General features: G+C 44.9%; 17 protein-coding genes and 1 riboswitch. Of the genes, 11 read left to right on the top strand and 6 right to left on the bottom strand.

The window, feature by feature from the left end:
• Nucleotides 1-816 precede the first annotated feature (816 nt).
• Nucleotides 817-2,148 carry a sodium:proton antiporter gene (locus tag R7P64_RS20645; protein WP_318119160.1) on the bottom strand — a complete coding sequence of 444 codons (1,332 nt, stop codon included), beginning with the start codon at nucleotides 2,146-2,148 and terminating at the stop codon, nucleotides 817-819.
• 191 nt (nucleotides 2,149-2,339) lie between these two features.
• On the opposite strand from R7P64_RS20645, the gene metH reads away from it, so the two are divergent.
• Nucleotides 2,340-6,020, top strand: a complete 3,681-nt coding sequence (gene metH, locus R7P64_RS20650; RefSeq protein WP_318119159.1) for a methionine synthase — start codon at nucleotides 2,340-2,342, stop codon at nucleotides 6,018-6,020.
• 86 nt (nucleotides 6,021-6,106) lie between these two features.
• On the opposite strand, the gene lysC is transcribed toward metH, so the two are convergent.
• Entirely contained in the window at nucleotides 6,107-7,459 is a 1,353-nt protein-coding gene (gene lysC / locus R7P64_RS20655) for a lysine-sensitive aspartokinase 3 (protein ID WP_258480517.1), read from the bottom strand.
• A gap of 101 nt (nucleotides 7,460-7,560) precedes the next feature.
• Nucleotides 7,561-7,739, bottom strand: a riboswitch (Lysine riboswitch).
• Between the two features lie 220 nt (nucleotides 7,740-7,959).
• On the opposite strand from lysC, the gene R7P64_RS20660 reads away from it, so the two are divergent.
• Entirely contained in the window at nucleotides 7,960-9,081 is a 1,122-nt protein-coding gene (locus R7P64_RS20660; protein ID WP_318119158.1) for an alanine--glyoxylate aminotransferase family protein, read from the top strand.
• A gap of 59 nt (nucleotides 9,082-9,140) precedes the next feature.
• On the opposite strand, the gene R7P64_RS20665 is transcribed toward R7P64_RS20660, so the two are convergent.
• The 4 genes from R7P64_RS20665 to R7P64_RS20680 form a co-directional block, all read right to left on the bottom strand.
• Nucleotides 9,141-10,922: a PglL family O-oligosaccharyltransferase gene (locus R7P64_RS20665; RefSeq protein ID WP_318119157.1), complete on the bottom strand. Its 1,782-nt coding sequence runs from the start codon at nucleotides 10,920-10,922 to the stop codon at nucleotides 9,141-9,143.
• Between the two features lie 67 nt (nucleotides 10,923-10,989).
• Entirely contained in the window at nucleotides 10,990-13,812 is a 2,823-nt protein-coding gene (gene uvrA / locus R7P64_RS20670) for an excinuclease ABC subunit UvrA (protein WP_005381241.1), read from the bottom strand.
• Nucleotides 13,813-13,961: 149 nt separating this feature from the next.
• The gene (gene galU / locus R7P64_RS20675) at nucleotides 13,962-14,834 is read right to left on the bottom strand and encodes a UTP--glucose-1-phosphate uridylyltransferase GalU (protein ID WP_005381239.1); all 873 of its coding nucleotides are present in this window, start codon (nucleotides 14,832-14,834) and stop codon (nucleotides 13,962-13,964) included.
• 159 nt (nucleotides 14,835-14,993) lie between these two features.
• Nucleotides 14,994-15,638 (bottom strand): LuxR C-terminal-related transcriptional regulator, encoded by a 645-nt coding sequence (locus R7P64_RS20680; RefSeq protein WP_005381237.1) that lies wholly within the window; start codon nucleotides 15,636-15,638, stop codon nucleotides 14,994-14,996.
• Between the two features lie 277 nt (nucleotides 15,639-15,915).
• Here R7P64_RS20680 and R7P64_RS20685 point away from each other — a divergent pair, with 277 nt between their 5' ends.
• The 9 genes from R7P64_RS20685 (at nucleotide 15,916) to R7P64_RS20725 (ending at nucleotide 26,505) form a co-directional block, all read left to right on the top strand.
• Nucleotides 15,916-16,461 carry a single-stranded DNA-binding protein gene (locus R7P64_RS20685; protein WP_054579428.1) on the top strand — a complete coding sequence of 182 codons (546 nt, stop codon included), beginning with the start codon at nucleotides 15,916-15,918 and terminating at the stop codon, nucleotides 16,459-16,461.
• Between the two features lie 242 nt (nucleotides 16,462-16,703).
• Nucleotides 16,704-18,713 carry an RNase E specificity factor CsrD gene (csrD, locus tag R7P64_RS20690; RefSeq protein WP_213973532.1) on the top strand — a complete coding sequence of 670 codons (2,010 nt, stop codon included), beginning with the start codon at nucleotides 16,704-16,706 and terminating at the stop codon, nucleotides 18,711-18,713.
• Between the two features lie 11 nt (nucleotides 18,714-18,724).
• Entirely contained in the window at nucleotides 18,725-20,170 is a 1,446-nt protein-coding gene (locus R7P64_RS20695) for a hypothetical protein (protein ID WP_054579427.1), read from the top strand.
• Entirely contained in the window at nucleotides 20,167-20,817 is a 651-nt protein-coding gene (gene gspM / locus R7P64_RS20700) for a type II secretion system protein GspM (RefSeq protein ID WP_005381197.1), read from the top strand. Before R7P64_RS20695 ends, gspM begins: the two co-directional genes overlap by 4 nt.
• Nucleotides 20,810-21,142, top strand: a complete 333-nt coding sequence (locus tag R7P64_RS20705; RefSeq protein ID WP_005381196.1) for a hypothetical protein — start codon at nucleotides 20,810-20,812, stop codon at nucleotides 21,140-21,142. Before gspM ends, R7P64_RS20705 begins: the two co-directional genes overlap by 8 nt.
• Nucleotides 21,143-21,162: 20 nt before the next feature.
• Complete coding sequence (gene mshL, locus R7P64_RS20710) at nucleotides 21,163-22,803, top strand: pilus (MSHA type) biogenesis protein MshL (RefSeq protein WP_005388471.1); 1,641 nt, start codon at nucleotides 21,163-21,165, stop codon at nucleotides 22,801-22,803.
• 44 nt (nucleotides 22,804-22,847) lie between these two features.
• A complete protein-coding gene (locus R7P64_RS20715) occupies nucleotides 22,848-23,693 on the top strand; it encodes an ExeA family protein (RefSeq protein ID WP_033907419.1) in 846 nt (281 codons plus the stop codon).
• Complete coding sequence (locus R7P64_RS20720) at nucleotides 23,690-24,784, top strand: tetratricopeptide repeat protein (protein ID WP_213973531.1); 1,095 nt, start codon at nucleotides 23,690-23,692, stop codon at nucleotides 24,782-24,784. Before R7P64_RS20715 ends, R7P64_RS20720 begins: the two co-directional genes overlap by 4 nt.
• Nucleotides 24,781-26,505, top strand: coding sequence for a GspE/PulE family protein (locus tag R7P64_RS20725; protein ID WP_005381188.1), 1,725 nt, complete (start codon nucleotides 24,781-24,783; stop codon nucleotides 26,503-26,505). Before R7P64_RS20720 ends, R7P64_RS20725 begins: the two co-directional genes overlap by 4 nt.
• The last annotated feature ends 8 nt before the right edge of the window (nucleotides 26,506-26,513 follow it).

Raw genomic sequence — 26,513 nt, forward strand, 5'->3', positions numbered from 1 at the left:
GGTAGTTCAGTTGGTTAGAATACCGGCCTGTCACGCCGGGGGTCGCGGGTTCGAGTCCCGTCCACTCCGCCACTTATATTAAGCCTCAGTCGAAAGACTGAGGCTTTTTTCGTTCTGGTTCCCCCGACTTACCTTAAACCCACGTTCATATTGAAACCTTGCATCTAGAGGTACACTACCCTCTTCACATGGTTTTAATATCGTCGTGAACGAGCTAGCATGTAACTCTGTGCCTTAGTCTTAGCCTTATTCCGATACCAAGCTCTAACCAAAGCTCCTTTTATTCGATATTAGAAAATCTAGTTATATGACAGAGCTTAATTGTTTGAGTTGTCGCTTGTTTCTAATTTGAAAACAGGAGGACTTTGAATACAAGTTTAGTCTCACTGAGTTCAAGAGGGAGGGATTTAAACTTCCGTTAAGGCTTTGCTACCTGAGTGCCAGCTCAGTTTTATCTCGGTGAGGTTTCCAACCCGTTTGGGTTCTGAACGCACTCACCCTAAATGTCTCTTTCTCATAAAAATACAAACTCGCTCATTGCTAAGTATTGTGGAAGTTTAGCTTTGATATTTGCGAGGAGCCTATATTGCCAAGGGAAGAGAAGGATACAGATGAAAATGGGTAAATTAAAAGGCTCGTCTATGAATACTATCTATCGGCAATAGTTAGTATCTATGAAAATGTAGCGTAGCGATTCTTAGTATATTTGAAGGTATATCAAAGAATAAGGAGCATTCGTCCTTGAAGGGGAGTCTGAAAATTAGTTATGAAAAAAGCAGCTAGGTAGCTGCTTTTTATTTATTAAGTTACGTGTCTTTAAGAGTCCACTGGCTCCGTATGTTCCGGAGTGGTTATTGCTTGGTTGTTCTCTTCCATCTTCTTCTCTTCTGCTTTTGCTTTTTCAATCATTGGAGTGATTGTTGAGCCTTGAATGAGGATAGAGAAAACAACGACGGAGTAGGTCATTACAAGAATAATCTCTTTTACATCGATTAACTTATCTTGAATCACCCAAATACCAGATGGAATAGAAAGTGCCATCGCTAGTGCTAGGCCTCCGCGTAAACCGCCCCACGTCAAAATACGCACTGACCATGGATTATATTTTCTGTAACGTTTAAAGCCTATGTAAGAAAGAAATACACTTAGATAGCGAGCTGCTAGTACAAGAGGGACTGAAATAGCCATCATGATCCAGTCTTCTTTGTGGAATTCAAATAGCAGCATCGACATGCCGATCAGTAGGAATAACACGCCATTCAAGAACTCATCAACAAGCTCCCAAAAATGGTCAAGGTGATCTTCACTCTCTTTTGAAAAGCCAATAAAGCGTGTCCAGTTGCCAATCATAATACCGGATACAACCATCGCGAGTGGGCCTGATACATGGATGTATTCAGCAAATGCGTAACCTGCTGTTGGGACACCAATGGTAAGTAACAATTCCATTGAGTGATCATCGGTGGCACTGATCAAGTAGTGAAATAGCAAACCGAGGACGAAACCATATGTGATACCACCGATAGCTTCTTGGATGAAGAGTAAGGTGACACTACCTACAGTTGGTGTCTCAGTGCCAAATGCAATCGTAAATAGAGTGACGAAGATAACCAAACCGAAGCCATCATTGAAGAGCGATTCTCCTTCAATCTGAGTGGAGATACGTTTAGGTGCATCTAGTTTTTTCACAATAGCCAATACAGCGATTGGGTCAGTTGGCGATATTAGAGCACCAAATAGTAAGCAGTAGACCAAATCAAATTGGATGCCAATTAACTGACAAAACCCATACAGCGCAAATCCAATAAAGAACGTAGAAAACAGTGTAGCTCCAAGGGCTAAAACAGTGATCTCCCACTTTTGATCTTTAAGGTTCGGGAGTTTGATGCCTAGTCCACCAGCAAATAGTAAGAAGCCAAGAATGCCTTTGAGCAAGAAATCTTCGAAGTTAATCCTTGTGACCGTCTCCGTCGCAATTTCGGTGAGATGGAACCAGTTGTTTTGACCCGCAATTAAGATTAGAAGTGAAAGCACCATTGAACCTGCGGTAATCGCAATGGTGGTTTGCATCTTTCCTATCTTGCTGTTTACAAAAGCAATTAGCATCGCAGCTGCGGATAGAAAACATAAAGTATGATAGACCGACATAGAGCTCTCTATTTGTAACATTTTATGAATGGAATTCTCGGCTGATGCTGCTTAAATAGCAAACATTTTTTCGTGATTATTTTGCAAGTTAAGAAGGATATAAAATAATCATTAATTCTACGTTTAGACGTCTAGACTCCTGAAGCTTGTGTGATAGGATGGAAAGATAACTAAAGGAATGAGGCTGTACTGTGGGAAGTAACGTAAGACAACAGATTGAAGCTCAATTGAAGCAACGTATTCTTTTGATTGATGGTGGTATGGGAACCATGATTCAAGGGTACAAACTTGAAGAGCAAGACTATCGAGGAACGCGCTTTGCGGATTGGCATTGTGATCTAAAAGGTAACAACGACCTGTTGGTTCTAAGTCAGCCTCAACTTATCAAGGAAATTCACGCTGCATATTTAGAAGCGGGTGCAGATATTCTTGAGACCAACACTTTTAACGCAACAACCATTGCGATGGCTGACTACGAGATGGAAAGCCTAAGTGAAGAAATTAACTTTGCAGCTGCCAAGCTTGCACGTGAAGTTGCAGACGAATGGACCGCAAAAACACCCGATAAACCGCGTTATGTCGCAGGGGTTTTAGGGCCGACGAACCGAACTTGTTCTATTTCTCCTGATGTAAATGACCCCGGATATCGAAATGTTTCTTTCGACGAGTTAGTTGAGGCTTACTCTGAATCGACTCGTGCTCTAATTAAAGGTGGTTCTGACCTTATTCTTATCGAGACCATCTTCGATACGCTTAACGCTAAGGCTTGTTCATTTGCTGTTGAAAGTGTGTTTGAAGAGATGGGTATTGAGTTACCTGTGATGATCTCGGGGACTATTACTGATGCTTCCGGTCGGACATTATCCGGTCAAACCACAGAAGCGTTTTACAACTCATTACGTCATGTTAAACCGATTTCGTTTGGTTTGAACTGTGCACTTGGTCCAGATGAGCTGCGTCCTTATGTTGAAGAGCTCTCTCGTATATCAGAATCTTTTGTTTCCGCTCACCCAAATGCTGGGCTTCCGAATGCATTCGGCGAATACGATTTGTCGCCAGAAGATATGGCTAAGCATGTTAAAGAGTGGGCTCAAAGTGGCTTTTTAAACTTGATTGGTGGGTGTTGTGGTACAACTCCTGAGCACATTCGCCAAATGGCACTCGCGGTTGAAAATATCGCCCCTCGTCAATTACCTGAACTTCCCGTTGCTTGTCGCTTGTCTGGCTTAGAGCCGCTCGCGATTGATAAAGACTCTTTATTTATCAATGTCGGTGAGCGTACGAATGTAACCGGTTCTGCGCGTTTTAAGCGCTTGATTAAAGAAGAGCTGTACGATGAAGCGCTCGATGTGGCTCGTCAACAAGTTGAAAATGGCGCTCAAATTATCGATATCAACATGGATGAAGGCATGTTGGATGCACAAGCTTGTATGGTTCGCTTTTTAAACCTTTGTGCGTCAGAACCTGAAATCTCAAAAGTACCAATCATGGTTGACTCTTCCAAGTGGGAGGTTATTGAAGCCGGTCTTAAGTGCATCCAAGGAAAAGGCATTGTTAACTCGATCTCTCTCAAAGAAGGCAAAGAGAAATTCGTTGAACAAGCTAAGTTGATCCGCCGTTACGGTGCGGCTGTGATTGTGATGGCGTTTGATGAGATTGGGCAAGCAGATACACGTGAGCGCAAAGTAGAAATTTGTACCAACGCTTACCGAATTCTTGTTGATGAAGTGGGCTTTCCACCAGAAGACATCATTTTTGACCCCAACATTTTTGCCATTGCTACGGGGATCGAGGAGCATAATAACTACGCGGTGGATTTCATTGAAGCCGTTGGCGATATCAAACGTGATTTACCACATGCGATGATCTCGGGTGGTGTTTCTAACGTCTCATTCTCTTTCCGTGGCAATAACTATGTACGTGAAGCGATTCACGCGGTGTTCCTCTACCACTGTTTTAAAAATGGTATGGATATGGGGATTGTGAATGCGGGTCAGTTAGAAATCTACGATAACGTGCCTGAAAAATTGCGTGAGGCTGTGGAAGATGTCGTTCTTAACCGTCGTGATGACGCCACTGAGAGATTGTTAGATATCGCGGCGGAATATGCAGGCAAAGGGGTAGGTAAAGAGGAGGATGCCTCTGCACTTGAGTGGAGAACTTGGCCTGTTGAAAAGCGCTTAGAGCACGCGTTAGTGAAAGGAATAACTGAGTTCATCGTTGATGATACCGAAGAGGCTCGTGTCAACGCTTCAAAGCCATTAGAGGTGATTGAAGGCCCACTAATGGATGGGATGAACGTCGTCGGAGACTTGTTTGGTGAAGGTAAAATGTTCCTTCCTCAGGTCGTAAAATCTGCCCGAGTGATGAAGCAAGCAGTCGCGCATCTCGAGCCCTACATCAATGCAGAAAAGCAGGTGGGACAAACAAACGGTAAGATTTTGCTAGCGACGGTCAAAGGTGATGTACATGATATCGGGAAAAATATCGTTGGCGTTGTATTGCAGTGCAATAACTACGAAATTATCGATCTTGGTGTCATGGTTCCTTGCGAAAAGATCTTAAAAGTAGCGCAAGAAGAAAACGTCGATATTATTGGTTTATCAGGGTTGATCACGCCTTCATTAGACGAAATGGTGCATGTTGCAAAAGAGATGGAGCGTCTCGACTTTAACTTACCTCTTCTCATCGGTGGCGCAACAACGTCAAAAGCCCATACAGCAGTTAAGATTGAGCAAAATTACAAGCATCCAGTGGTTTACGTGAACAACGCCTCACGTGCAGTGGGCGTATGTACTTCTCTTCTGTCAGATGAACGTCGCCCTGAGTTTGTTGAAAAACTTGAAGCTGATTACGAACGAGTACGTGATCAACATAATCGAAAGAAACCGAGAACCAAACCAGTGACATTAGAAGCTGCTCGAGCGAATAAAGTTGCTATCGATTGGGAAGCTTACACCCCTCCAGTGCCTGTTAAGCCTGGCATTCATATCTTCGATGATTTTGATGTGGCTATATTACGTCAATACATCGATTGGACACCATTCTTTATGACTTGGTCACTTGTGGGTAAGTATCCAACAATTTTCCAACATGAAGAAGTTGGTGAAGAAGCAAAACGTTTATTCGAAGATGCCAACGAGTTACTTGATCGAGTTGAGCGAGAAGGCCTGTTAAAAGCGCGTGGAATGTGTGGCTTATTCCCTGCTGCGAACGTGGGGGACGACATTGAAGTTTATGCTGATGAAACTCGTACCGACGTTGTGAAAGTATTACGTAACTTGCGACAACAGACCGAGAAACCAAAAGGATTCAACTATTGTTTATCCGACTACATCGCACCTAAAGAGTCGGGTAAACATGATTGGATAGGGGCATTTGCTGTCACTGGTGGTATTGGTGAACGAGAGCTTGCTGATGAATACAAAGCACAGGGAGATGATTACAACGCAATTATGATTCAAGCGGTGGCGGATCGCCTAGCCGAAGCGTTTGCTGAGTATTTGCATGAGCGTGTCCGTAAAGAAATTTGGGGTTATGCAGCTGATGAAGATTTATCTAACGATGATCTCATTCGTGAAAAATACCAAGGTATTCGCCCTGCGCCGGGTTATCCCGCGTGTCCTGAACATACTGAAAAAGGACCGCTTTGGGAGTTACTTAATGTGGAAGAGAACATTGGTATGACTCTAACCTCCAGCTATGCAATGTATCCGGGCGCGTCAGTCTCTGGTTGGTATTTCTCTCATCCTGACTCACGTTACTTTGCGATCGCACAGATCCAAGAAGATCAGCTAGAGAGTTACGCCGATCGTAAGGGGTGGGATAGGATCGAGGCTGAAAAATGGTTAGGGCCAAACATTAACGGTTAAATTGATGTTTACCTCGTCCAAATGTAACAACTAATGAAACGACAAAGGGCTGCAAATACGCAGCCCTTTGTTTTATTGAGTTGAACTTACTTCTCAAACAACTCAGTGTGGAGTTTTTGTATGGCTTGTTTCGATACCGATTCATGGAGCAAGAAGCATAAGTTGTGAGGGCTAGCGCCATAACAAATCATGCGTAGGTTAAAATCTTCTAGCGTGCCAAAAACCTGTTTCGCGTAGCCTTTACTCTCACTCATGTTGTTTCCAATGAGAGCAACGAGGCATAGGTCATGTTCAACTTCTACCTTACATAACTCTTCTAACTCTTCTCGTGCAGCTTGCGGCAGCTGTGGTGCTCCGCCAGAGGTATCAGTTTGATCAAGTGTTAACGATACACTGATTTCAGATGTCGTGATCAAATCGACAGAGATCTTATGCTTTGCAAGGATCTCAAAGACCTTTGCTAAAAAACCGTATGCGTGGAACATATTGGCGCTGCGTAGCGTTACCATGGTTTGGTTACAACGCAAAGCTAGCGCACGGAATAACGGTGAGCTTTCGACTTGGTGGCGAATCCAAGTTCCCCCTTTTTCTGGCTCTTTCGATGACCCTACAAATACCGGAATGTCGTGGCGCAATGCAGGTACTAGCGTAGAAGGGTGAAGGATTTTAGCGCCAAAGTTAGCCATTTCTGAAGCTTCACTAAAGCTGATCTCGGGAATTGGTGAGGCTTTTGGTGCAATTCGCGGGTCTGTTGTGTAGATTCCCGGAACATCAGTCCAGATTTCTAGCCCTGCCGCTTTAACGCTCTCAGCAATTAAGGCGGCGCTGTAATCGCTGCCCCCTCGACCTAATGTTGTTGTATTACCGGCTTCGTCAGATCCTATGAAGCCTTGAGTAACAACAACGGATTGTTGGCAAAGTGGTACGAGTTTATCTTGCGCAAGCGTCGAAATTGCTTCAATGTTTGGCTCCGCGCGACCAAAGTTGTCATCAGTACGCAGCACATCGCGGATATCAAAGCGCACTGCTTGAATGCCTCGCTCACACATTAACTGAGTTAGAATATGCGTCGACATGAGTTCGCCACATGCGACTAAATGATCGGTTAACTTCGCACTAGCTTGGATAGATGCAGCCTCGGCCAGGCTGGTTACGGTATCTAATATGCCATACACCTCGGCAGTAGTTTTCGTGCTGTCTTCGAGCTGAGTTAAAATGGCGTCATGAATGTTGGCCAGATTTTGCAGCAGCTCAGTACGGTGCGTTTGATCCTGAACACCGTTGGCGAGTTCTACCAATAGGTTGGTGACGCCAGAGCAAGCGCTGCTCACGACCAGGCGAGTATTTGGATTGTTTTCGATAATGGTGGCGCAACGACTCATTGCCTCAAAGTTGGCAACACTGGTTCCACCGAATTTAGCTACGTTAAATGCGCTCACTGCGTTCTCCCACGACTTCCTAAAAAATTGTACATCCAATGTTTAGTGAGAAAAGGAACAGAGCAAAAAGAGAGGTATTTAGAATGCTATTTGAAAAATTTACCCTCAGAAGCCCTTCATCAGACTGCGCTGATGACAGTTGATGGGATTCAGCCCAATTCAACCGACAAGTCAAATCCTGCAACTTTGACTTACCTCGGCACTACTCCCCCTCAATGATTGGTGTTGGAATTGCGGTTCCACAAATCATCTACCTGGGTAGCGCTCCTCTTCTACATAAAGCTCAAACATTGAACGGTTTTGAGGCCTTAATGTCAATCAATATTTCAACCTTTATGGTGTTTTTTATTAACGATTTTGTGACACTGGTTTGACCTCCATACTTACGGCTAATTGCTGATAGAGGAAAAATCTATTAGGGTGGAGAACCCTACACCTGAGCCATGTTATTGAATAGAACTTTTAGAATGCTCAGGATAAAAGATAATCAAGGAGCTGACATGTCGATCCAAAGCTTTATTCCTCCTCACCGTATTTTAATGGGACCTGGTCCTTCTGATATTTATCCTCAAGTGTTACAAGCACTAAGCCGTCCTACTGTAGGTCACCTTGATCCTCTGTTTATCGGTATGATGGATGAGCTCAAGCAGCTATTGAAGTATGCCTTTCAAACTGACAATGAGTTCACTATTGCGGTTTCAGCGCCAGGTAGTGCAGGGATGGAAACCTGCTTTGTAAACTTGATCGAGAAAGGCGATAAAGTAATCGTTTGCCGTAATGGTGTATTTGGTGAACGCATGCGCGAAAATGTCGTCCGTGCTGGTGGTGAAGTTGTTATCGTCGATGATGAATGGGGGACGCCTGTTTCCATTGATAAAGTCGAGCAAGCACTCGAACAGCACCCAGACACAAAAATTCTTGCTTTTGTGCATGCGGAAACCTCAACTGGTGCAGTCAGTGATGCTCAAGCATTGGGTAAGCTCGCGAAACAGCATAATGCATTATCTATTGTTGATGCGGTGACATCGTTTGGTGGTGTGCCGTTAAAAGTGGATGAATGGCAACTGGATGCGGTTTACTCTGGTAGTCAAAAGTGTTTGTCATGTGTACCTGGACTCTCACCAGTGACGTTTTCTCCTGCCGCGATTGAAAAGATTCAAGCAAGAACAACACCAGTACAGAGTTGGTTCCTCGATCAGAGTTTAGTTTTGGGGTATTGGAGTGGAGAAGGCAAGCGTAGTTACCATCATACGGCGCCAGTTAATAGCTTGTATGCGCTTCATGAAGCTTTATTGATACTGAAAAATGAAGGATTAGAAAACGCTTGGGCTCGTCACCAACTGATGCATGAAAAACTCAAAAATGGCTTACAAAAGTTAGGATTTGAATTTGTTGTGGACGAAGCCCATCGGTTGCCACAATTAAATGCGATTTACGTGCCTGAAGGAGTTGATGAAGCAAAAGTTCGTGCTCACTTGCTAGAAACCTATAACCTAGAAATTGGTGCAGGCCTTGGGGCATTAGCTGGTAAAGCGTGGCGTATTGGCTTAATGGGTTACGGCGCTCGATCTGAAAACGTTGCGCTGTGCTTAAAAGCGTTAGAAGAGTCACTCACTGAATAAAATCATACAGCAATGAGATAAAGAAAAGCGAAGGTCATCCCTTCGCTTTTTGGTATTTATTACTCAGCTCCTGAAGTGGGGGCTGGTGAGGCAGATATTGCTTGAGAAGGTGGCTGGTAATTGACGTCACTGAAATCAATCTTCGGGAACAAAAACTGCGCTTCAGCTCTAATTTGCTCCGCTTTACTTGAGTCATCTAAGCCTTGGTAGGCCAAAATCAAATTATTATAAAATGCAGGGCGAGGCTTATCTTTGATGATTTTTAGCGACCAATCGATATAAGGCTGAATCAAGGTTGCGTCTTGTTGGTACAGCCCAAGGTTTAAAAACGTGCTATAGACATCCCAATCAAACCTGTCTTTCCAAACTACAGGGTTACTGACTTGATTCAGAATATCAGGGTTAGTTGGTCTAGTGGTCTCAAACTTCGTCAATACATAATTCGTATGTAATGCGCTTACCATGTAAAACGTAAACGCAACGGGAAGTACCAAACTAAAAACACGCAGCAAGCTTTTGGTTACATTACTAAAGCCGACTTGTCGATAACGAGAGACGCGCTTATCGACCCAGTACAGTAGGATAACGAAGATCAACCAATGCACGAGAGAGTGGTAGAAAGGGTATTCCAGTTGTGAGTGCAATGCGATAGGTATAAACAAGGCCAGCAACGCAAGACGAGTTCCGCGTTTGGCTTGATAGATTCGATACAGTACCAGTGCCATCGCTAAGAAGATGCCGAGTATTGGCAGCAAGCCACCTTCTACTCCCCAGTAAAGCAGCTCGTTATGCGGATGATCCATGGCTGGCAAACCAGCTGGGTAATTCTCATTTAGGGCATGTTGACGAGCCGTATACAGCATGTACTCAGATTCAAACTTACCATATCCATAACCAGTAAAAGGCTTTTCAATCACCATGTCTAATGTTTGCGGAAAAGTATACGCTCGAGGAGACTCCATATTTACTTTTTCTGCGGCTAACCCACCTCCATCAGGAAAGGCAAGATGCATGACAACGACGGAGAATAAGAGCCCACTTACAAGTGACACAACCCAGCGGATAAAGCGCCCTTTGGTTGCAAAACGGTACATGTATGGAATGACCAACAACACGGCGATGACCGAGGCTAACCAACCAGTGCGTGAAGCCAACGCCACAATTAGTGGTAAAGTTAAAACTGGCACGGCATAGAGAAGGTAAACATCGCTTAACTTACGGTCGTATTTGTAGGGCTGACGTGCAAGTAAATAGCTGGCAATCACCAACCCTGTCGCAAGAAAGCTGGCCATTACATTGGGCTGTTGGAAAATACCATAAGGACGATTGGCCACCGTGTCGTAACCAAACGGATTACCTGGTTTGAGATACAGATATTGTGTCAGACCAAAAATGGCTTCGATAACAACCGCAAGGACAATGAACCATAATAGGCGTTGGCGATGTTTATTACTGAAATGAAATTGTTGTAAAACAATAAAGAACAGGACACCACACCACAGGCCAATAAGCTTATTGGCTGCCAAGCTGCTATTCGCATTTGGGTACAGAATGGGCACTGTCATGATAAGAGCACTAATGAACAAGCCGATGGTTAGTTTTGAGTAACGTAGCACTCGATTATTCGCTAGTTGGTAACACCCAATGCCTAATGCAAAGCTAAAAGCAATCCAAGTTGTCGCATTGAACGAAAGCGAAAGCCCCGAACCGCCGGGGTTGGGCATGAAAAAGTGCATTGCCAACACAAATAGTGTTGCCAAGGCAATGAGAAACTTGCGATTGAGGGGAACCTGTACTTTTTCGGGAGAAAGCTTTGTTCCACTTACATGTATAGTAGCCATAGTTATTGCGTTGTTTTGAATGAAAAAAGACCAGCACTTGCTGGTCTCGATACTTTACCTGTTTTTTCTACTTCAACATAGGCTTGAGGAAGTGAGCTGTGTGCGAACCCTCGATTTGCGACACATCTTCCGGAGTGCCTTGAGCGATTATCTCGCCGCCACCTTGACCCCCTTCAGGACCAAGATCGATAATCCAGTCCGCAGTCTTAATGACGTCCAGGTTATGCTCGATCACCACGACAGTGTTTCCGTGGTCGCGAAGTCTGTGCAGTACAGTGAGCAACTGCTGGATATCATGGAAGTGCAAGCCGGTTGTTGGTTCATCCAAAATGTACAAGGTTTTTCCTGTATCACGTTTGGATAGCTCTCGCGCCAGTTTCACACGCTGTGCTTCACCACCGGAGAGTGTTGTTGCCGCTTGACCCAATCGTATGTACGACAAACCCACATCCATCAGTGTTTGTAGTTTGCGAGCGATGGCAGGAACTGGATCGAAGAAGGTGCGTGCATCTTCGACCGTCATTTCTAGCACTTCATCAATAGTTTTACCTTTGTAACGTACTTCGAGCGTTTCACGGTTGTAGCGTTTACCTTTACACACATCACATGGCACATAAACATCTGGTAGGAAGTGCATTTCTACTTTGATAACACCGTCACCCTGACAGGCCTCACAACGACCACCGCGTACGTTAAAACTAAAACGGCCCGGTTTGTAACCGCGAGAACGCGACTCCTGTGTGCCTGCAAACAGTTCACGGATTGGTGTAAAGATCCCCGTATAGGTTGCAGGGTTAGAGCGAGGTGTACGGCCAATTGGGCTTTGATCGATATCGATGACTTTATCGAAGTGCTCTAGACCTTTAATCGATTTATAAGGTGAAGGCTGAGCCGTTGTCGCTCCGTTAAGTTGGGTATGCGCAATTTTAAAGAAAGTATCATTAATCAGCGTTGATTTACCTGAGCCAGATACTCCTGTAATACAGCTGAATAACCCAACAGGAATTGAAAGGTTAACGTTTTTAAGGTTATTACCTGTTGCGCCTAATAGCTCAACCGTTTTTTTCGGATCTCGCGGCGTGCGATCTTTCGGTACTGCGATTTCTTTAACACCACTTAAGTACTGACCTGTCAGAGAATTCGGATTCGCGACTATCTCTTCCATGGTGCCTTCCGCAACAACATTACCACCATGTACGCCAGCACCAGGACCAATATCTATGACATGATCTGCACAGCGAATCGCATCTTCATCGTGTTCTACCACAAGTACGGTATTACCTAAATCGCGCAAATGAGTCAGTGTTTTTAGGAGTCGTTCATTATCACGCTGGTGGAGGCCAATCGACGGTTCATCCAGAACATACATCACACCAACAAGACCTGCACCAATTTGGCTTGCTAAACGAATACGTTGAGCTTCACCGCCTGATAAGGTTTCCGCACTGCGTGATAAGTTTAGGTAGTTCAAACCGACATTAACTAAGAATTGCAGGCGGTCGTTGATTTCCTTCATCACTTTTTCAGCGATTTGGGCGCGTTGACCTTCCAGTTTCAAGGAATGGAAGAATTCCAATGCATCAGCAATGCTGAGTTCAACAATCTCAGGTAGTGTCGTATCAGCAATAAACACGTTACGTGCTTCAAGGCGTAGACGAGTACCGCCACAGCTTGAACAAGATTTAGTGGAGATGTATTTCGCAAGCTCTTCACGGACAGAGTTGGATTCTGTATCACGATAGCGACGTTCTAGGGTATTCAGAATACCTTCGAATGGATGGCGCTTAACGCGAATATCGCCACGATCGTTGATGTATTTAAACTCAATCTCAGTACGACCTGAGCCCTTTAGAATGACATCTTGCGTTTTCTTTGGCAGAGAATTAAAAGGGGCATGGAGGTCAAAACCATAATGATCGGCCAATGAGGTGAGCATTTGGAAGTAGTAGTAGTTCTTTTGATCCCAACCGCGAATCGCACCTTGTGCCAAGCTTAATGAATCATCTTGAATGACTCGACTTGGATCGAAGTATTGTTGAACACCCAAACCATCACAAGTGCCACATGCACCAGCAGGGTTGTTGAATGAGAAAAGTCGCGGCTCTAACTCTTGCATGCTGTAACCACATTGTGGACAAGCGAAGTTGGCGGAGAAAATAATCTCTTCACCATCGCCATCCATTGGCGCGACAACCGCAATTCCGCCTGATAATTCGAGTGTTGTCTCGAAAGATTCGGCCAAGCGCTGTTGTAAGTCTGGACGAACTTTAAAGCGGTCTACCACAACTTCAATGGTGTGCTTTTTATGTAGTTCAAGGGTTGGAGGATCGGAAAGATCGCAAGTTTCTCCATCAATACGCGCACGAATAAAGCCTTGAGCCGCTAAGTTCTCAAGCGTTTTAACATGCTCACCTTTACGTTCTTTGACAATAGGCGCCAATAGCATCATTTTGCTGCCTTCCGGCATCTCTAGGACTTTGTCCACCATTTGGCTGATGGTTTGCGCGGCAAGAGGGGCATGATGCGTTGGACAGCGGGGTTCGCCCACACGAGCATACAATAGACGTAAGTAGTCGTAGACTTCGGTAATTGTACCGACGGTTGAACGCGGGTTATGAGAAGTAGATTTCTGTTCAATAGAAATCGCAGGTGATAACCCTTCAATGTGGTCGACATCGGGTTTTTCCATCAGAGACAAAAACTGACGAGCGTAGGCAGAGAGAGACTCTACGTAGCGTCGTTGGCCTTCTGCATACAATGTATCGAAAGCGAGAGAGGATTTACCGGAGCCACTTAGTCCAGTAATGACAATCAGTTTATCGCGAGGGATTGTAAGATTAATGTCTTTAAGGTTATGGGTTCGGGCACCGCGAACTTCTATTTTATCCATCGTTTTTGCTCTATGTATAACCAAGTGGGGCAAGTATTACATAGTGTGAGAAATGTGCAAAGAAAATTACTGGATAAAAAAACAGTAAAGTAAAAAGCCCAGCGTTGTGCTGGGCTTTCGATACAGTAATTTCGTACTAAGACGATGCTTTATACTGCTTTTTGTGTTGCGTGCTTACCTAGCTCAGAGGTTTTTTCATCTTTTAGATACAGGTTTTCAAAACAATAGTTAGTTGCTTCGATGTAACCTTCAACGCTACCACAGTCAAAGCGTTTGCCCTTGAATTTGTAAGCCAATACACAGCCCGCTTTTGCTTGTTTTAGCAGCGCGTCAGTGATTTGAATTTCACCACCTTTACCTGGTTCAGTGTTTTCGATCAGTTCAAAAATATCGGGAGTCAGGATGTAGCGGCCAATGATAGCAAGGTTGCTAGGCGCCGTGCCTTTCTCTGGTTTTTCTACCATGTCGTCTACGCGGTAGATGTCGTCTTTGATCATTTCACCAGAGATAACGCCGTATTTGTGCGTTTCTTCGGCTGGTACTTCTTGCACTGCAACGATAGAACAGCGGAACTGCTTAAATAGTGCCACCATCTGAGCCAGTACGCCCTCTTGCTCGTTCACACAAAGGTCATCTGCAAGAACAACAGCAAATGGCTCATCGCCTACCAATTCTCGTCCAGTTAGAATCGCGTGGCCCAAGCCTTTCATTTCGCGTTGACGTATATAAGTGAAGTTTGCAGATTCAATGATTTCACGGATATCTACCAACAGCTCTTCTTTGTTGGTACCGCTAATCTGATGTTCCAGTTCGTAGTTCTTATCAAAGTGGTCCATGATCGAGTGCTTGCCACGACCTGTCACAATACACATGCCGTTCATACCAGCTTGGATTGCTTCTTCGACACCGTATTCAATAAGCGGTTTGTTCACGACTGGCATCATCTCTTTTGGCATAGATTTCGTTGCCGGTAGGAAGCGAGTGCCATAGCCTGCAGCAGGGAACAGACATTTTTTTATCATTGGGGGAATATCCTATCTCGTTTTTATCAAGAATCTGCGCATAACTTTAACACGAGAGGTATCAATGAATCATGAATAAAGTAGGAAAAAATGTGAGACTCGGTGCGGAAAAAAGATGAGCGACTCGTCATTTCAGTTATCAGAGCCGCTCACATTGCATCATGACATTAAGTTTTGGTCTGCCCAGGCGATTGCCTGTACTCGGTTCTTTACGGATAGCTTTTTGAATATCTGATACAAGTGCGATTTGATGGTGAATTCACTGACGAATAACTCCTCGGCCATCTGACTGTTCGAGGCGCCAGCTTGTAGGCAACGCAGTACTTGTAGCTCACGAATGGTTAGGTCTACCGTAGCTGGTGCAGTATGAGTATTAATGACATTGCGGTAATAGTGTAAAAGTTGACTGGTTACATTACGCGGCAGCCAGTTTTGACCGTTAACAATGCCTTTTAACCCTTCTCCAATTTGCTCTAGCGTATCTTCAGAATAAAACACACCTTTTAATTGACCAAATGAAAGAAGTTCATCTGTGGTTAGTCTTTTAGGCACGTTGAAGACAACGGTTTCAAAGTTTTTCCATACAAGAGGCAAGTTTTTGATCGATTGAACAAGTGATTTATGTTCACTGAAGTCGATCAGTAGAATTTTATTACGGTGTTGTGGCTTGGCTTCCATGAGTGCTGCGGTTGAAATCACCGGGATGCTCATATCAACGTACTTTTCGAGTGCCGCCACTTTTTTTTGCGCATTATCTTCCATACTGATCAGAAATAGCTTTCTTGCGTAAGCCGACTTTCTCACGTGTTCCAATCTCCCTGGGTTCGATAGAAGCCATAAACTGGCATTAAAGAGAGGCCATAACCATCGCTTTACTGAATAAATGCGTTCGAATTCAAAGCTTCACGAAACGATGTCTGCAACGCGAATCAAAAATGCTACACACGTAAGTTGAAATACGATTTGGGTTCTAGAGGATGACTCAATAGATCACAATGGTATTAGACTTTAATCAAAACATTAAAGCGTGCTATTCTAATGCGCTAAAATTTTATATATCCAGAGTGAAACGGAGCACATCATGGCCAGCCGTGGAATTAACAAAGTTATTTTGGTGGGGAATCTAGGTAACGACCCTGAAATTCGTTACATGCCGAATGGCGGTGCAGTAGCAAACATTACTATTGCGACTTCTGATTCATGGCGTGATAAAGCGACTGGCGAACAGCGCGAAAAAACGGAATGGCACCGTGTTGTGTTGTTCGGCAAACTTGCGGAAGTAGCAGGTGAGTATTTGCGTAAAGGCTCTCAAGTTTACATTGAAGGGCAACTGCAAACTCGCAAATGGCAAGATCAAAGTGGTCAAGATCGCTACTCAACTGAAGTCGTTGTTCAAGGCTTCAATGGTGTGATGCAAATGCTTGGCGGTCGTGCTCAAGGTGGCGGCGCACCTATGGGCGGTCAACAGCAGCAGCAAGGTGGATGGGGTCAGCCTCAACAGCCAGCTCAGCAGCAGTACAATGCGCCTCAGCAACAGCAACAGCAACCACAACAACAGGCTCCGCAGCAATCACAGCAGCAGTACAATGAGCCACCAATGGATTTTGACGACGATATCCCGTTCTAAATTCTGCTTATGCTTGAATCGAAAAGGCCGCGAATATCGCGGCCTTTTTTATTGTCGCAATCTAATGATCTCACAGGCTTATCTTGGCAAGGTTAGGCGTAACAATAAAACTTATCAATGAGTGTGATTTTCTTTATGCTCCAGCCTCTCACTATCAGACTAATCCGATTGTTTGATGAACTCTTATCAAGTATAAATATTTCAATAAGGTATATGATGAATAAAAAAGGAATTTGGTATTCATGAGGTATACCCCAACTCTTAAGTTAAGCACACGGCTGGTGGCCTTTGTCACCATGATCGTTATCTGCGCCATGTTTATCTTGTTTGTCGGTGGCACCCTCTCTTTTAAACGTCTTGGGCAGGAATATCTCACCCATTATTTAGAAGGGATCGTAGAGGTGGTCGACAAGGAGATGGAAGATCCTGACGCCGCTTATTCTATGCAGCGCTGGATGCCGAAGATGCTGCAGGCTTCCAATATTGTCGAAATGACGTTGTCGACCAACAACGCCGTTGTTTATCGCTTCAAAGATACTTCTCATCAAATGGAAGCGTCAGTCTTGTTTGAGGCTGAGTACCAGCTGACTCACAATCAAGATTACACGATTCACTTTAAAGCAATTCCCCCTTACTTAGGTTACAGCTACTCAATGCAGGCGCTTTGGTCGATCACGCTTGCCGTTATATTGATCATCTTCTGCTTAATGCGCGGCGTGGCATGGCTTAAGGAACAGTTAGAAGGCTCCGAAATGCTCGAAGAGCGAGGCAGAATGATCCTGGCTGGTAGGGTAGAGCAGTATGCCAAAGGTGACAAAAAAGAATGGCCTTACACCGCCAGTGAAGCGCTCGATGTATTAATCGAAGAGTTACAAGATGCGCGTCAAGAGCGAAGCCGATTTGATACCTTTATTCGAACTCAAACCTTCCTTGATAAGCTAACCGGTACCGCTAACCGAGTGTTATTTGATAGCAAGTTGGAATCGGCGTTACTAGAAAGTGGGGCTCGCGGCGCCGTGTTGCTAGTGCGTATTCAAGACTGGAAACTGGTTGAAGAAGAGCAAGATAAGCAAATTACGGATGAGTTTATTGTTGAAGTTGGGAGTTTATTGTCCAATTTAGTTCAACGATACCCAGATGTTGTATTTTCCCGTTATTACGATGCTGATTTTGCGCTTTTTCTACCGCACCAAAGTGCGAAAGATGTGGCTAACCTCGCCTCGCAATGCATTCGCCAGTTAGAAAAGTTAATGCCGCCAGAGCCACTTGATCCAGACAACTGGTGCCATATTGGCATCACCACTTATAAAGAAGGTGAGCGACACAGCCAAATCATTGATGAAGCCGAGACTGCTTTGCGTAGTGCGCAACTACAAAATAACAATAATTGGAGTCGCTTCAAAAAATGGAACCACGATGAAGAAGCTCGCGGAAGTGTGAGGTGGAGAACGTTATTTGACACAGCACTTACACCTGAAAGTGTGATACTCTACGCACAATCTGTGCACCCAATAAGTGACGCGACGCATAAAAAATCATTATATGAAGAGTTAACATGTCGGATTCGCGATCCTGAGAATGGGATTGTTAAAGCGTCTCGGTTCATTTCTGCGATCAGACAGGTTGGTTATGAAGCGCAAATGGATAAGTCGGTTATTAATAAATTCTTAAGAGAGTTTAAGGGTCATTTTGATAACTCAAGATCGTATGCGCTCAATTTGAATGTAACGCCATTTTCTAACCGAGAGTACTTTAAATGGTTTCGTGATGAACTCTTACAGTTGTCACGTGAGCAGAGAAAGTGTCTCAGTTTTGAGTTTGTTGAAGCACAATTTGTAAGACACTTAGACTTTATGCGACCAGTCGCTAAAATGCTGGCCGGTTTAGGGTGCCACTTAATGGTTGGGCAGGCTGGGCGTACCATCGTTAGCACTCACTATTTAAAAGAAGTGGACATTCGTTACCTTAAACTTCATCGCAGTTTAGTAGCAAAAATCGACCAACGACATGAAAACCAGCTATTTGTCCGCAGTATGCTAGGTGCGGCGGCAAACAGTAAAACTAAAATTATAGCAGTGGGAATTGAGAATCAGAACGAGCTCAACACATTAATTGAGCTCGGGGTTTATGGTGGGCAAGGGCGTTACTTTTCTGCGGAGCAGCAGTTTCTTCCTCGTCCCCAAGCGTTGCCGAATTCTCAATCAGAATCCCAAGTTAAATTGGGAAGACGAAATCGCTGGCGGAAAAAATAAAGATAATAATCATGGATTTCAAAGCACTATTCGACAAGCTTAAGCGATCATCTAGTGGTGGTCGCTCCTGCTTTTTGGTTATTCAGCCAGACGCCGTTTATTTATCATCTTCAATCAAAAGTAGTCGTCCATACCAATTTGATATTTCTGAGTCCAATTGGGAAAAAGCCGTTGAGCAAGCATTGAGCGTTGCAGCGAGTGCGTATGATTCATTAACGGTTATTCTTTCTCATAACTATTACCAGATGTACCAAATCGACAAACCAGTCATGCCGCGTCAAGAATGGCCAGCTGCATTACCGTTTTTGTTGAAAGAACTGATCTCTGAGCGTGCCATCGACATTATTGCCGATGCGGTCGAGTTACCGAATTCAACCAAAGTGCAAGCATACGTCTTATCGCGAAAAATATTGGATAAGATTGTGTTACTGGCCAGCCGAGCCCAGTTACCATTAGAAGCCATTCTTCCTGAAGACGATATTTGGGGAGAGACTGCGGGTGAACTAGGAAACTTCCTATTATTACAACGCAGTGTGCGTGGTCATTTCCGTATAAGCGCTTTTGTTGAAAATACTATTGCGTTCCACCGCTCTATTCGCAGTGTGACGCCACCGTTAACGGGGGTTCCGTCTAGCGATTTACAGATGGACAGTCTGTCGTTAGAACTGCAACGTTCGATTGATTATCTTTCATCTCAGTTACGCCACGTGCAATTACATCAATTGAAAGTGTGCTGCGATGAAGAGGATGAGAGCGAGCTTGTTCAGGCTCTGAACTACCGTTTAAGTACTAAGGTTTCACCGTTATTACCACCAGAACATGAGCTATCAGGACATGTTTTGGCTGACACTGCGGCTACTTCAAATACTCGACGCGTCAACTTATATCCCGATTACTTAAAGCCGAAAAAAGAGCTCCTGACGCTAAAAAATATCGCGTTATCTTGGGGCGTTGCGGCGGCTGCAATTCTATTTTCTTACGGTTATGTCACTTGGCAGAGCAGCGGTTTGGAAGATGAGATTGCTATTGTAAAAAGTAAAGGCGATATCATGAAGTCAGAGCTTGAACGTTATCAAGTCAAGCTACGTAAGCATCAACCTGACAATAATAAGCTGGCAGCTAAAGCCCGCTTAGAGCGTGAAGTCAAGGCGAAGCGAGACTCGCTTAAAGCTGTCGGGAAATACGATGACTCGCAACGCACGGGTTACTCTGGCGTGATGCAATCATTAGCGAAGCTAGGAAACCAAGAAATTTCTTTGTCCGAAATTCGAATCAATACCCATACCTTAGACCTGAAGGGACTAGCGAAAAAACCGAGCTCAGTGCCAAATTGGGTCAGCCAATTTAAAAATGAAATTAGCTTGGTTGGCCGAACGTTTGACGACGTCAAAATAGGTCGAAATGATAAGGATATTGTGACGTTTGAACTAAAAACGCGCGAGGATAAAGAGAAATGAACGAATTCTGGCTCTCATTAGAAGGGCGCTTTGGCGAAATGAGTACGCGTGAAAAAGTGCTCACCGCATTGTGCGGTTTAGTTGTCGTGATCATGTTGCTCTTTACGCTGGTATTGGAGCCAAAGCTTAACGAGATCATCAGTAATGAGAGGCAACTAAGTAATTTAAAGCAAGCCAATCAAAAGATTGAAATCGATACGCTACGTATTCAGGCGCAACTTAAGAAAGATCCAAATGCTGAGATTGATCGCGCGATATCTAATCTGTTAGCTGAGAGTCAGCATCTTTCGATGCAATTAGCGGAGATCATCGAGCATCTTATTACACCTTCGCAAATGGCTGAGCTGCTTGAAAATGTGTTGGAGCAGCAAAGTGGCATTCACCTTTTGTCTCTGCAAACCTTGCCATCTGAGCCAATAACGGAAGATAAAGAAGCATCGCAATACTCTGGTTACTACGTGCATCCTGTTCGTATGGAACTGACTGGTGACTATTTTTCTATTGCTAATTATCTGAATAAATTGGAGAGCCTTCCTGCGAGTTATTACTGGCGCAGCTTTAGTTATAAAGTCGAAGAGTACCCGAAAGCGAAGCTTGTGTTAGAAGTCTACACACTAGGATCTAGAGAGGAGTTTATTGGTGGTTAACAAACTCATCATCTCATTGCTTGTTATGGCAGCGGCAGGAACCGCTTGGGCAAACCAGGACCCAACGGCCCCACTTGGTTGGGAAAAGCCAGCGGTTGAAACGTCAGCGAAACCAAAAGTTAAACGGTATCGACTGCCTAAGCTCAACAGTATTGTGTGTAAGCCAAGTACTGATTGTATCGCGATTATGGATAACAAACTTGTCGAAAAAGGCGAGCTATTTAAGGGTTATCGCGTCGCGAGCATTAATAGTGAATTTGTAACTTTAAAGCGTGGTAACCGTCAGTGGGACCTAGAGCTTTTTGATTTAAACGTAAAACAATAATAACCAGAGCCCGATCAGATATGCGCAAATTAGTTGTAGGAATAACGATTGCTTCTTTAATGGGATGTTCAATGGGTCATCGGAATCCAGTGGAAGTTAAAGAAGCGCTCAATGAATCGATCAATCAAGCGAACAGCCGCACATTGGAAGAAATCCCTTCTTCTGTTGAGGCAGACTTGATGCCAAATTTAGACTCGAACGTTGCATCAGAGCAAGGCACCTCGAAGCGTTTTCGTATTCAAGCGAATGCGGTCGATGCAAGAAGCTTTTTCGCCTCGTTGGTGAAAGGCACAGAGTACAGCGTGGCGATTCACCCGTCGGTACAAGGTAATATCACTGTCAACTTGTCAGATGTGACATTGGATGAAGTTCTGAATGTCGTACAGAATATGTATGGCTATGACGTGGTGAAGTCTGGCAAAGTTATTCAAATCTACCCAGCAGGTATGCGTACTGTGACCATTCCAGTCGATTACCTGCAGTTCAAGCGTTCTGGTCGCTCATTAACCAGCATTGTTACGGGCTCTGTAACCTCGGCTGGTACGTCTAATTCTGGTGGTAGCTCAGACAGTTCTGACTCGTCAGACTCTAACAATGGAAACAACAACGATAGCTCGACCACATCTACGGGTGGTACACGCATTGAAACCATCACTGAAAGTGACTTCTGGCCTATGCTGCAGCAAGCTGTTGCGAATCTAATTGGTTCAGGCAAAGGGCAAAGTGTGGTTGTAACGCCACAAGCGGGAGTTATTACGGTTCGAGCATTTCCAGATGATATTCGCGAAGTACGCGAGTTCTTAGGTGTATCGCAGGAGCGCATGCAGCGCCAGGTCATTCTTGAAGCTAAAATCCTAGAAGTGACGTTGAATGATGGCTACCAACAAGGCATCAACTGGTCAAACTTATCGGCGTCAATTGGTAACTCGGGTAGTATCGTAGTCAACCGCCCTGCGTCGACATTACCACCATTGGATGCGATTGGCACGCTATTGGGCGGTCAAACTAACGTGACTATTTCGGATGGTAACTTCAATGCAGTGTTGAGCTTCATGTCTACGCAAGGTGACTTGAACGTCCTTTCGAGCCCTCGTATTACCGCTGCCAACAACCAAAAATCTGTCATCAAAGTGGGTACCGATGAGTACTTTGTTACCGAGCTATCGAGCAATGCAGGCAACGGTGAAAACTCAAATGCAGTTCCTGAAGTGGAACTGACGCCATTCTTCTCGGGTATTTCCCTCGATGTGACTCCGCAAATTGATAACAAAGGCAATGTGTTCCTGCATGTTCACCCCGCAGTTATTGAAGTCACGGAAGAAGTGAAGCAATTGAACTTGGGCGGAGATTTCCAAAACATCCAACTGCCATTAGCGAAAAGCTCTATTCGTGAATCAGACTCGGTTATTCGTGCTAAAGATGGCGATGTTGTGGTTATCGGCGGGTTGATGAAACAGCAAAATCGTGAGCTTGTTTCTAAAGTCCCATTTTTGGGCGATGTACCAGCACTGGGGCATTTGTTCCGCAACGTGAATAACGTAACTGAGAAAACAGAATTGGTCATCTTGCTAAAACCGACCGTAGTTGGCGTGAACTCTTGGCAGAAAGAGCTAGAGCGCTCTCGTGATCTGCTGCAAGAGTGGTTCCCAGATGCGCAATAAGCGCTGGGAAAGGTTCTGTTTTTCAATAGGTTTGTGATTCGAGTATGTACTTGTCACACTTTGGGTTCCGAGTTCAGCCTTTTTCGTTAACCCCAAATACAGAAATGTTCTTGGGGTTAGTCCCTCACTATGAGGCGATCCAAACCATCCTAGCTGCCGTGCAAATGGGAGAAGGGGTGATTAAGGTGACGGGAGAAGTCGGCACTGGAAAAACCATGGTATGCCGTAAGCTGATCGAGCAGATTGAATCTGAAGTTGAGCTTATTTACTTACCCAATCCAGTGTTGAATGGGGAACAGTTGCAGTTTGCTGTCGCCAGAGAGTTGGGTATCGAGAACGATGATCCGCTGCGCATCGTTTCCCTCATTCAAGAGCACTTGATTCAAGTACATGCCTTGGGAAAGAAAACCGTCTTGATCGTTGATGAAGCGCAAGCTCTTTCCCCACAAGCTTTAGAAACATTGCGTCTATTTGGCAACCTAGAAACGGAACAAGATAAGCTCATTCAATTGGTGTTATTCGGACAACCTGAGTTGGATGAAAGATTGGCTAACCATGAGCTAAGGCAGTTTCGTCAACGCATTACGTTTAGCTGCCAGTTACGTCCTCTCTCTATCGATGAAGGCGTGGCTTACATCAATAATCGTTTAGATAAAGCAGGCAATGGGGCGCACATTTTTTCTATTGAACAGAAAAAAGCGATTTGGCGTTCATCCATGGGGATTCCGCGCTTGATAAACCAAATTAGCCACAAGTCGTTGCTTGCTGCATTTAATGAGCGTTGCACACTATTGAAAAATCATCACGTTTACGCCGCTATGCACGATACGTTTGATGCCCGTAAACCTAAGTTTAAAACACCCGTATTTTGGGGATGGAGTCAACCTTGAGTGCCATCAATAAAGCATTATCAGAACTTGCTGAAAAAACATCGCCGTCAGAGCTTACTCGTGCGGAGATTCCAAGAGTCTCACGCAGTAAACCTTGGCTTTGGCTTGTCGCCGGTTTTTCGTTAAGCCTTGCGGTTGGTAGCTGGGCGGTCTCTCGCGGTCCTGTCCCTTCAGGCGAGCTATCACAGTTTCAAACCGACGCTATGCCACTGTCGTCTGTGAATGTCTCACCAATTGTTTCATCGGAGCGCACTCACTCGCCAACGAGTAAAATGACGCCCGATACAACTCAAGTGGTTTACACCAAACCAGCCACACAGCCGGTAGCGCAACAGCCTCACATGCAAGAGACTGATAGGTTCACGCTAAGATCTGAGATAAATATCGCCTCTGAAGATGAAGTTTTACTCGCGCAGTTAGCAACGATGCCGAGCGAGGAGCAATACGATCACGTAACCCGCACGACATCAGAAAACAGCTCAATGCGTATTGAGCAGGTTGAGCTTACACATCGTCAATTATCTCTTAAAGCGGTTAGCCGAGCGGAAAAAGCACTGGATGCTAACGATATGCAAACGGCGTTATCGGCTTATGCCGAGGCGTTGCGTTATGAGCCAATGAATGCAGACACGCGTCAAAAGTTATCAGCGTTGTACTTTGGTAAAGGTGACACGCGTAAAGCATATGAGATTATTCAAGAAGGCATCAACCTAGATACGAACAACCAAGTACTCCGCTTGGCCTTGTCTAAGTTGTTAGTGAAAGCTAATCAACCTGAAGCGGCGCTGAGCCCGCTTGTTCATTTGCCTCCAGTACCAAGTCGAGATTACTTGGCGATGCGTGCGGCATTGGCACAAAAACACAAGCAAAATGACATTGCGCTTGAGAGCTATCAACTCCTCACTCAGCGTGAACCGGAAAACGCGCGCTGGTGGTTAGGTTTGGCTATTCAACAAGAGCGTGCTCTGGCTTTTACTACCGCGATCAACTCTTACAACCAAGCTCTGGGTAAAGTTGGCATTTCGAATCAATCGCAAGCATTTATCCGTGACCGTTTGAGCATCTTGAAAGAGTTGGAGAGCGCACAATGAAAATTCAGTTGAGAAAACGCTTGGGCGATCTTCTGGTTGAGGAAGGTATCGTCTCTGAAGAACAAATCCAGCAAGCACTAAACGCACAACGCAGTACCGGGCAGAAGCTAGGGGATGCGTTAATTGACCTTGGCTTTATTACCGAAAAGCAAATGTTGGACTTCTTGTCTCAGCAGCTTGGTTTGCCACTGATCGATCTTGGTCGTGCGCCTGTGGATGCCGAAGCCGTGCAGATTTTACCTGAGGTACACGCACGTCGCTTACGTGCGATGGTCGTTGCTCGAAATGGGGACACACTGCGCGTTGCTATGAGTGACCCTGCGGACTTGTTCATCCAAGAATCATTGATGAACTTGTTAGGTCAATACAACCTTGAGTTCATTGTTGCTTCAGAGCGTCAGCTTATTTCAAGCTTTGACCGTTATTACCGCCGTACTAAAGAGATAGCCTCCTTTGCTGAACAGCTGCATGAAGAGCATAAAGATGTACAAAGCTTTGATTACGGTATTGATGAAGCCGATAGTGAAGAGGTTACCGTTGTAAAGCTGGTTAATTCCATGTTTGAAGATGCGGTACAGGTTGGAGCTTCGGATATTCATATTGAGCCAGACGATCAAGTATTGCGTTTGCGCCAGCGTATTGATGGCGTATTGCATGAAACGCTCTTAAATGAAGTGAATATTGCATCGGCTTTGGTTCTTCGACTGAAGTTGATGGCACACCTAGATATTTCTGAAAAGCGCTTGCCGCAAGATGGCCGATTCAATATCAAAGTTCGTGGCCAATCAATTGATATTCGTATGTCGACGTTACCAACGCAGTACGGAGAATCTGTAGTAATGCGTCTGCTTAACCAGTCCGCTGGTTTGCGTCCGTTAGAAGAGTCGGGCTTGCCGCCAGACTTGCTTGCTCGCTTACGTCGACAGTTGGCGCGTCCGCATGGCATGATTTTGGTTACCGGGCCGACAGGTTCCGGTAAAACCACCACGCTTTACGGCGCATTGAGTGAGCTCAACGAACCTGGGAAAAAGATCATTACAGCAGAGGACCCGGTTGAATATCGTCTGCCTCGTATCACTCAGGTACAGGTTAACAGTAAGATCGATCTAACTTTCTCGCGTGTTCTTAGAACCTTTTTACGTCAAGACCCAGACATCATTCTTGTTGGTGAGATGCGTGACCAAGAGACGGTAGAAATTGGTCTGCGAGCGGCACTAACGGGTCACTTAGTATTGAGTACTCTCCACACCAACGATGCTGTCGACAGTGCGTTACGTATGATCGATATGGGAGCGCCGGGTTACTTGGTTGCTAGTGCAGTCAGAGCCGTGGTGGCGCAGCGTCTTGTGCGCCGAGTTTGCCCAGATTGTAAAACAGAAGACCACTTAGATGAGTCTCGCCAGCAGTGGTTAGCTGGGCGTTTCCCAAATCAAGTTAGCACCATTTTTTATAAAGGCGCAGGTTGCCAAAACTGTAACTTGACTGGTTATCGAGGCCGAATCGGTGTGTTTGAAATGCTCGAACTTGAGCAAGAGATGATGGATAAATTGCGCGCCAATGATGCGGTTGGCTTTGCGCAAGCCGCGCGCCGCTCAGAAAACTATAAGCCACTGCTTGCTTCTGCAATGGAACTGGCGCTACAAGGCACCGTCAGTTTGGATGAAGTGATGACCCTAGGTGAGGGTGATGCTTCTGGTAAGACTGATCCCATTTTCATATAGGTAAGTGA

The organism is Vibrio sp. 2304, from assembly GCF_033339475.1.
Classification (GTDB): domain Bacteria; phylum Pseudomonadota; class Gammaproteobacteria; order Enterobacterales; family Vibrionaceae; genus Vibrio; species Vibrio alginolyticus.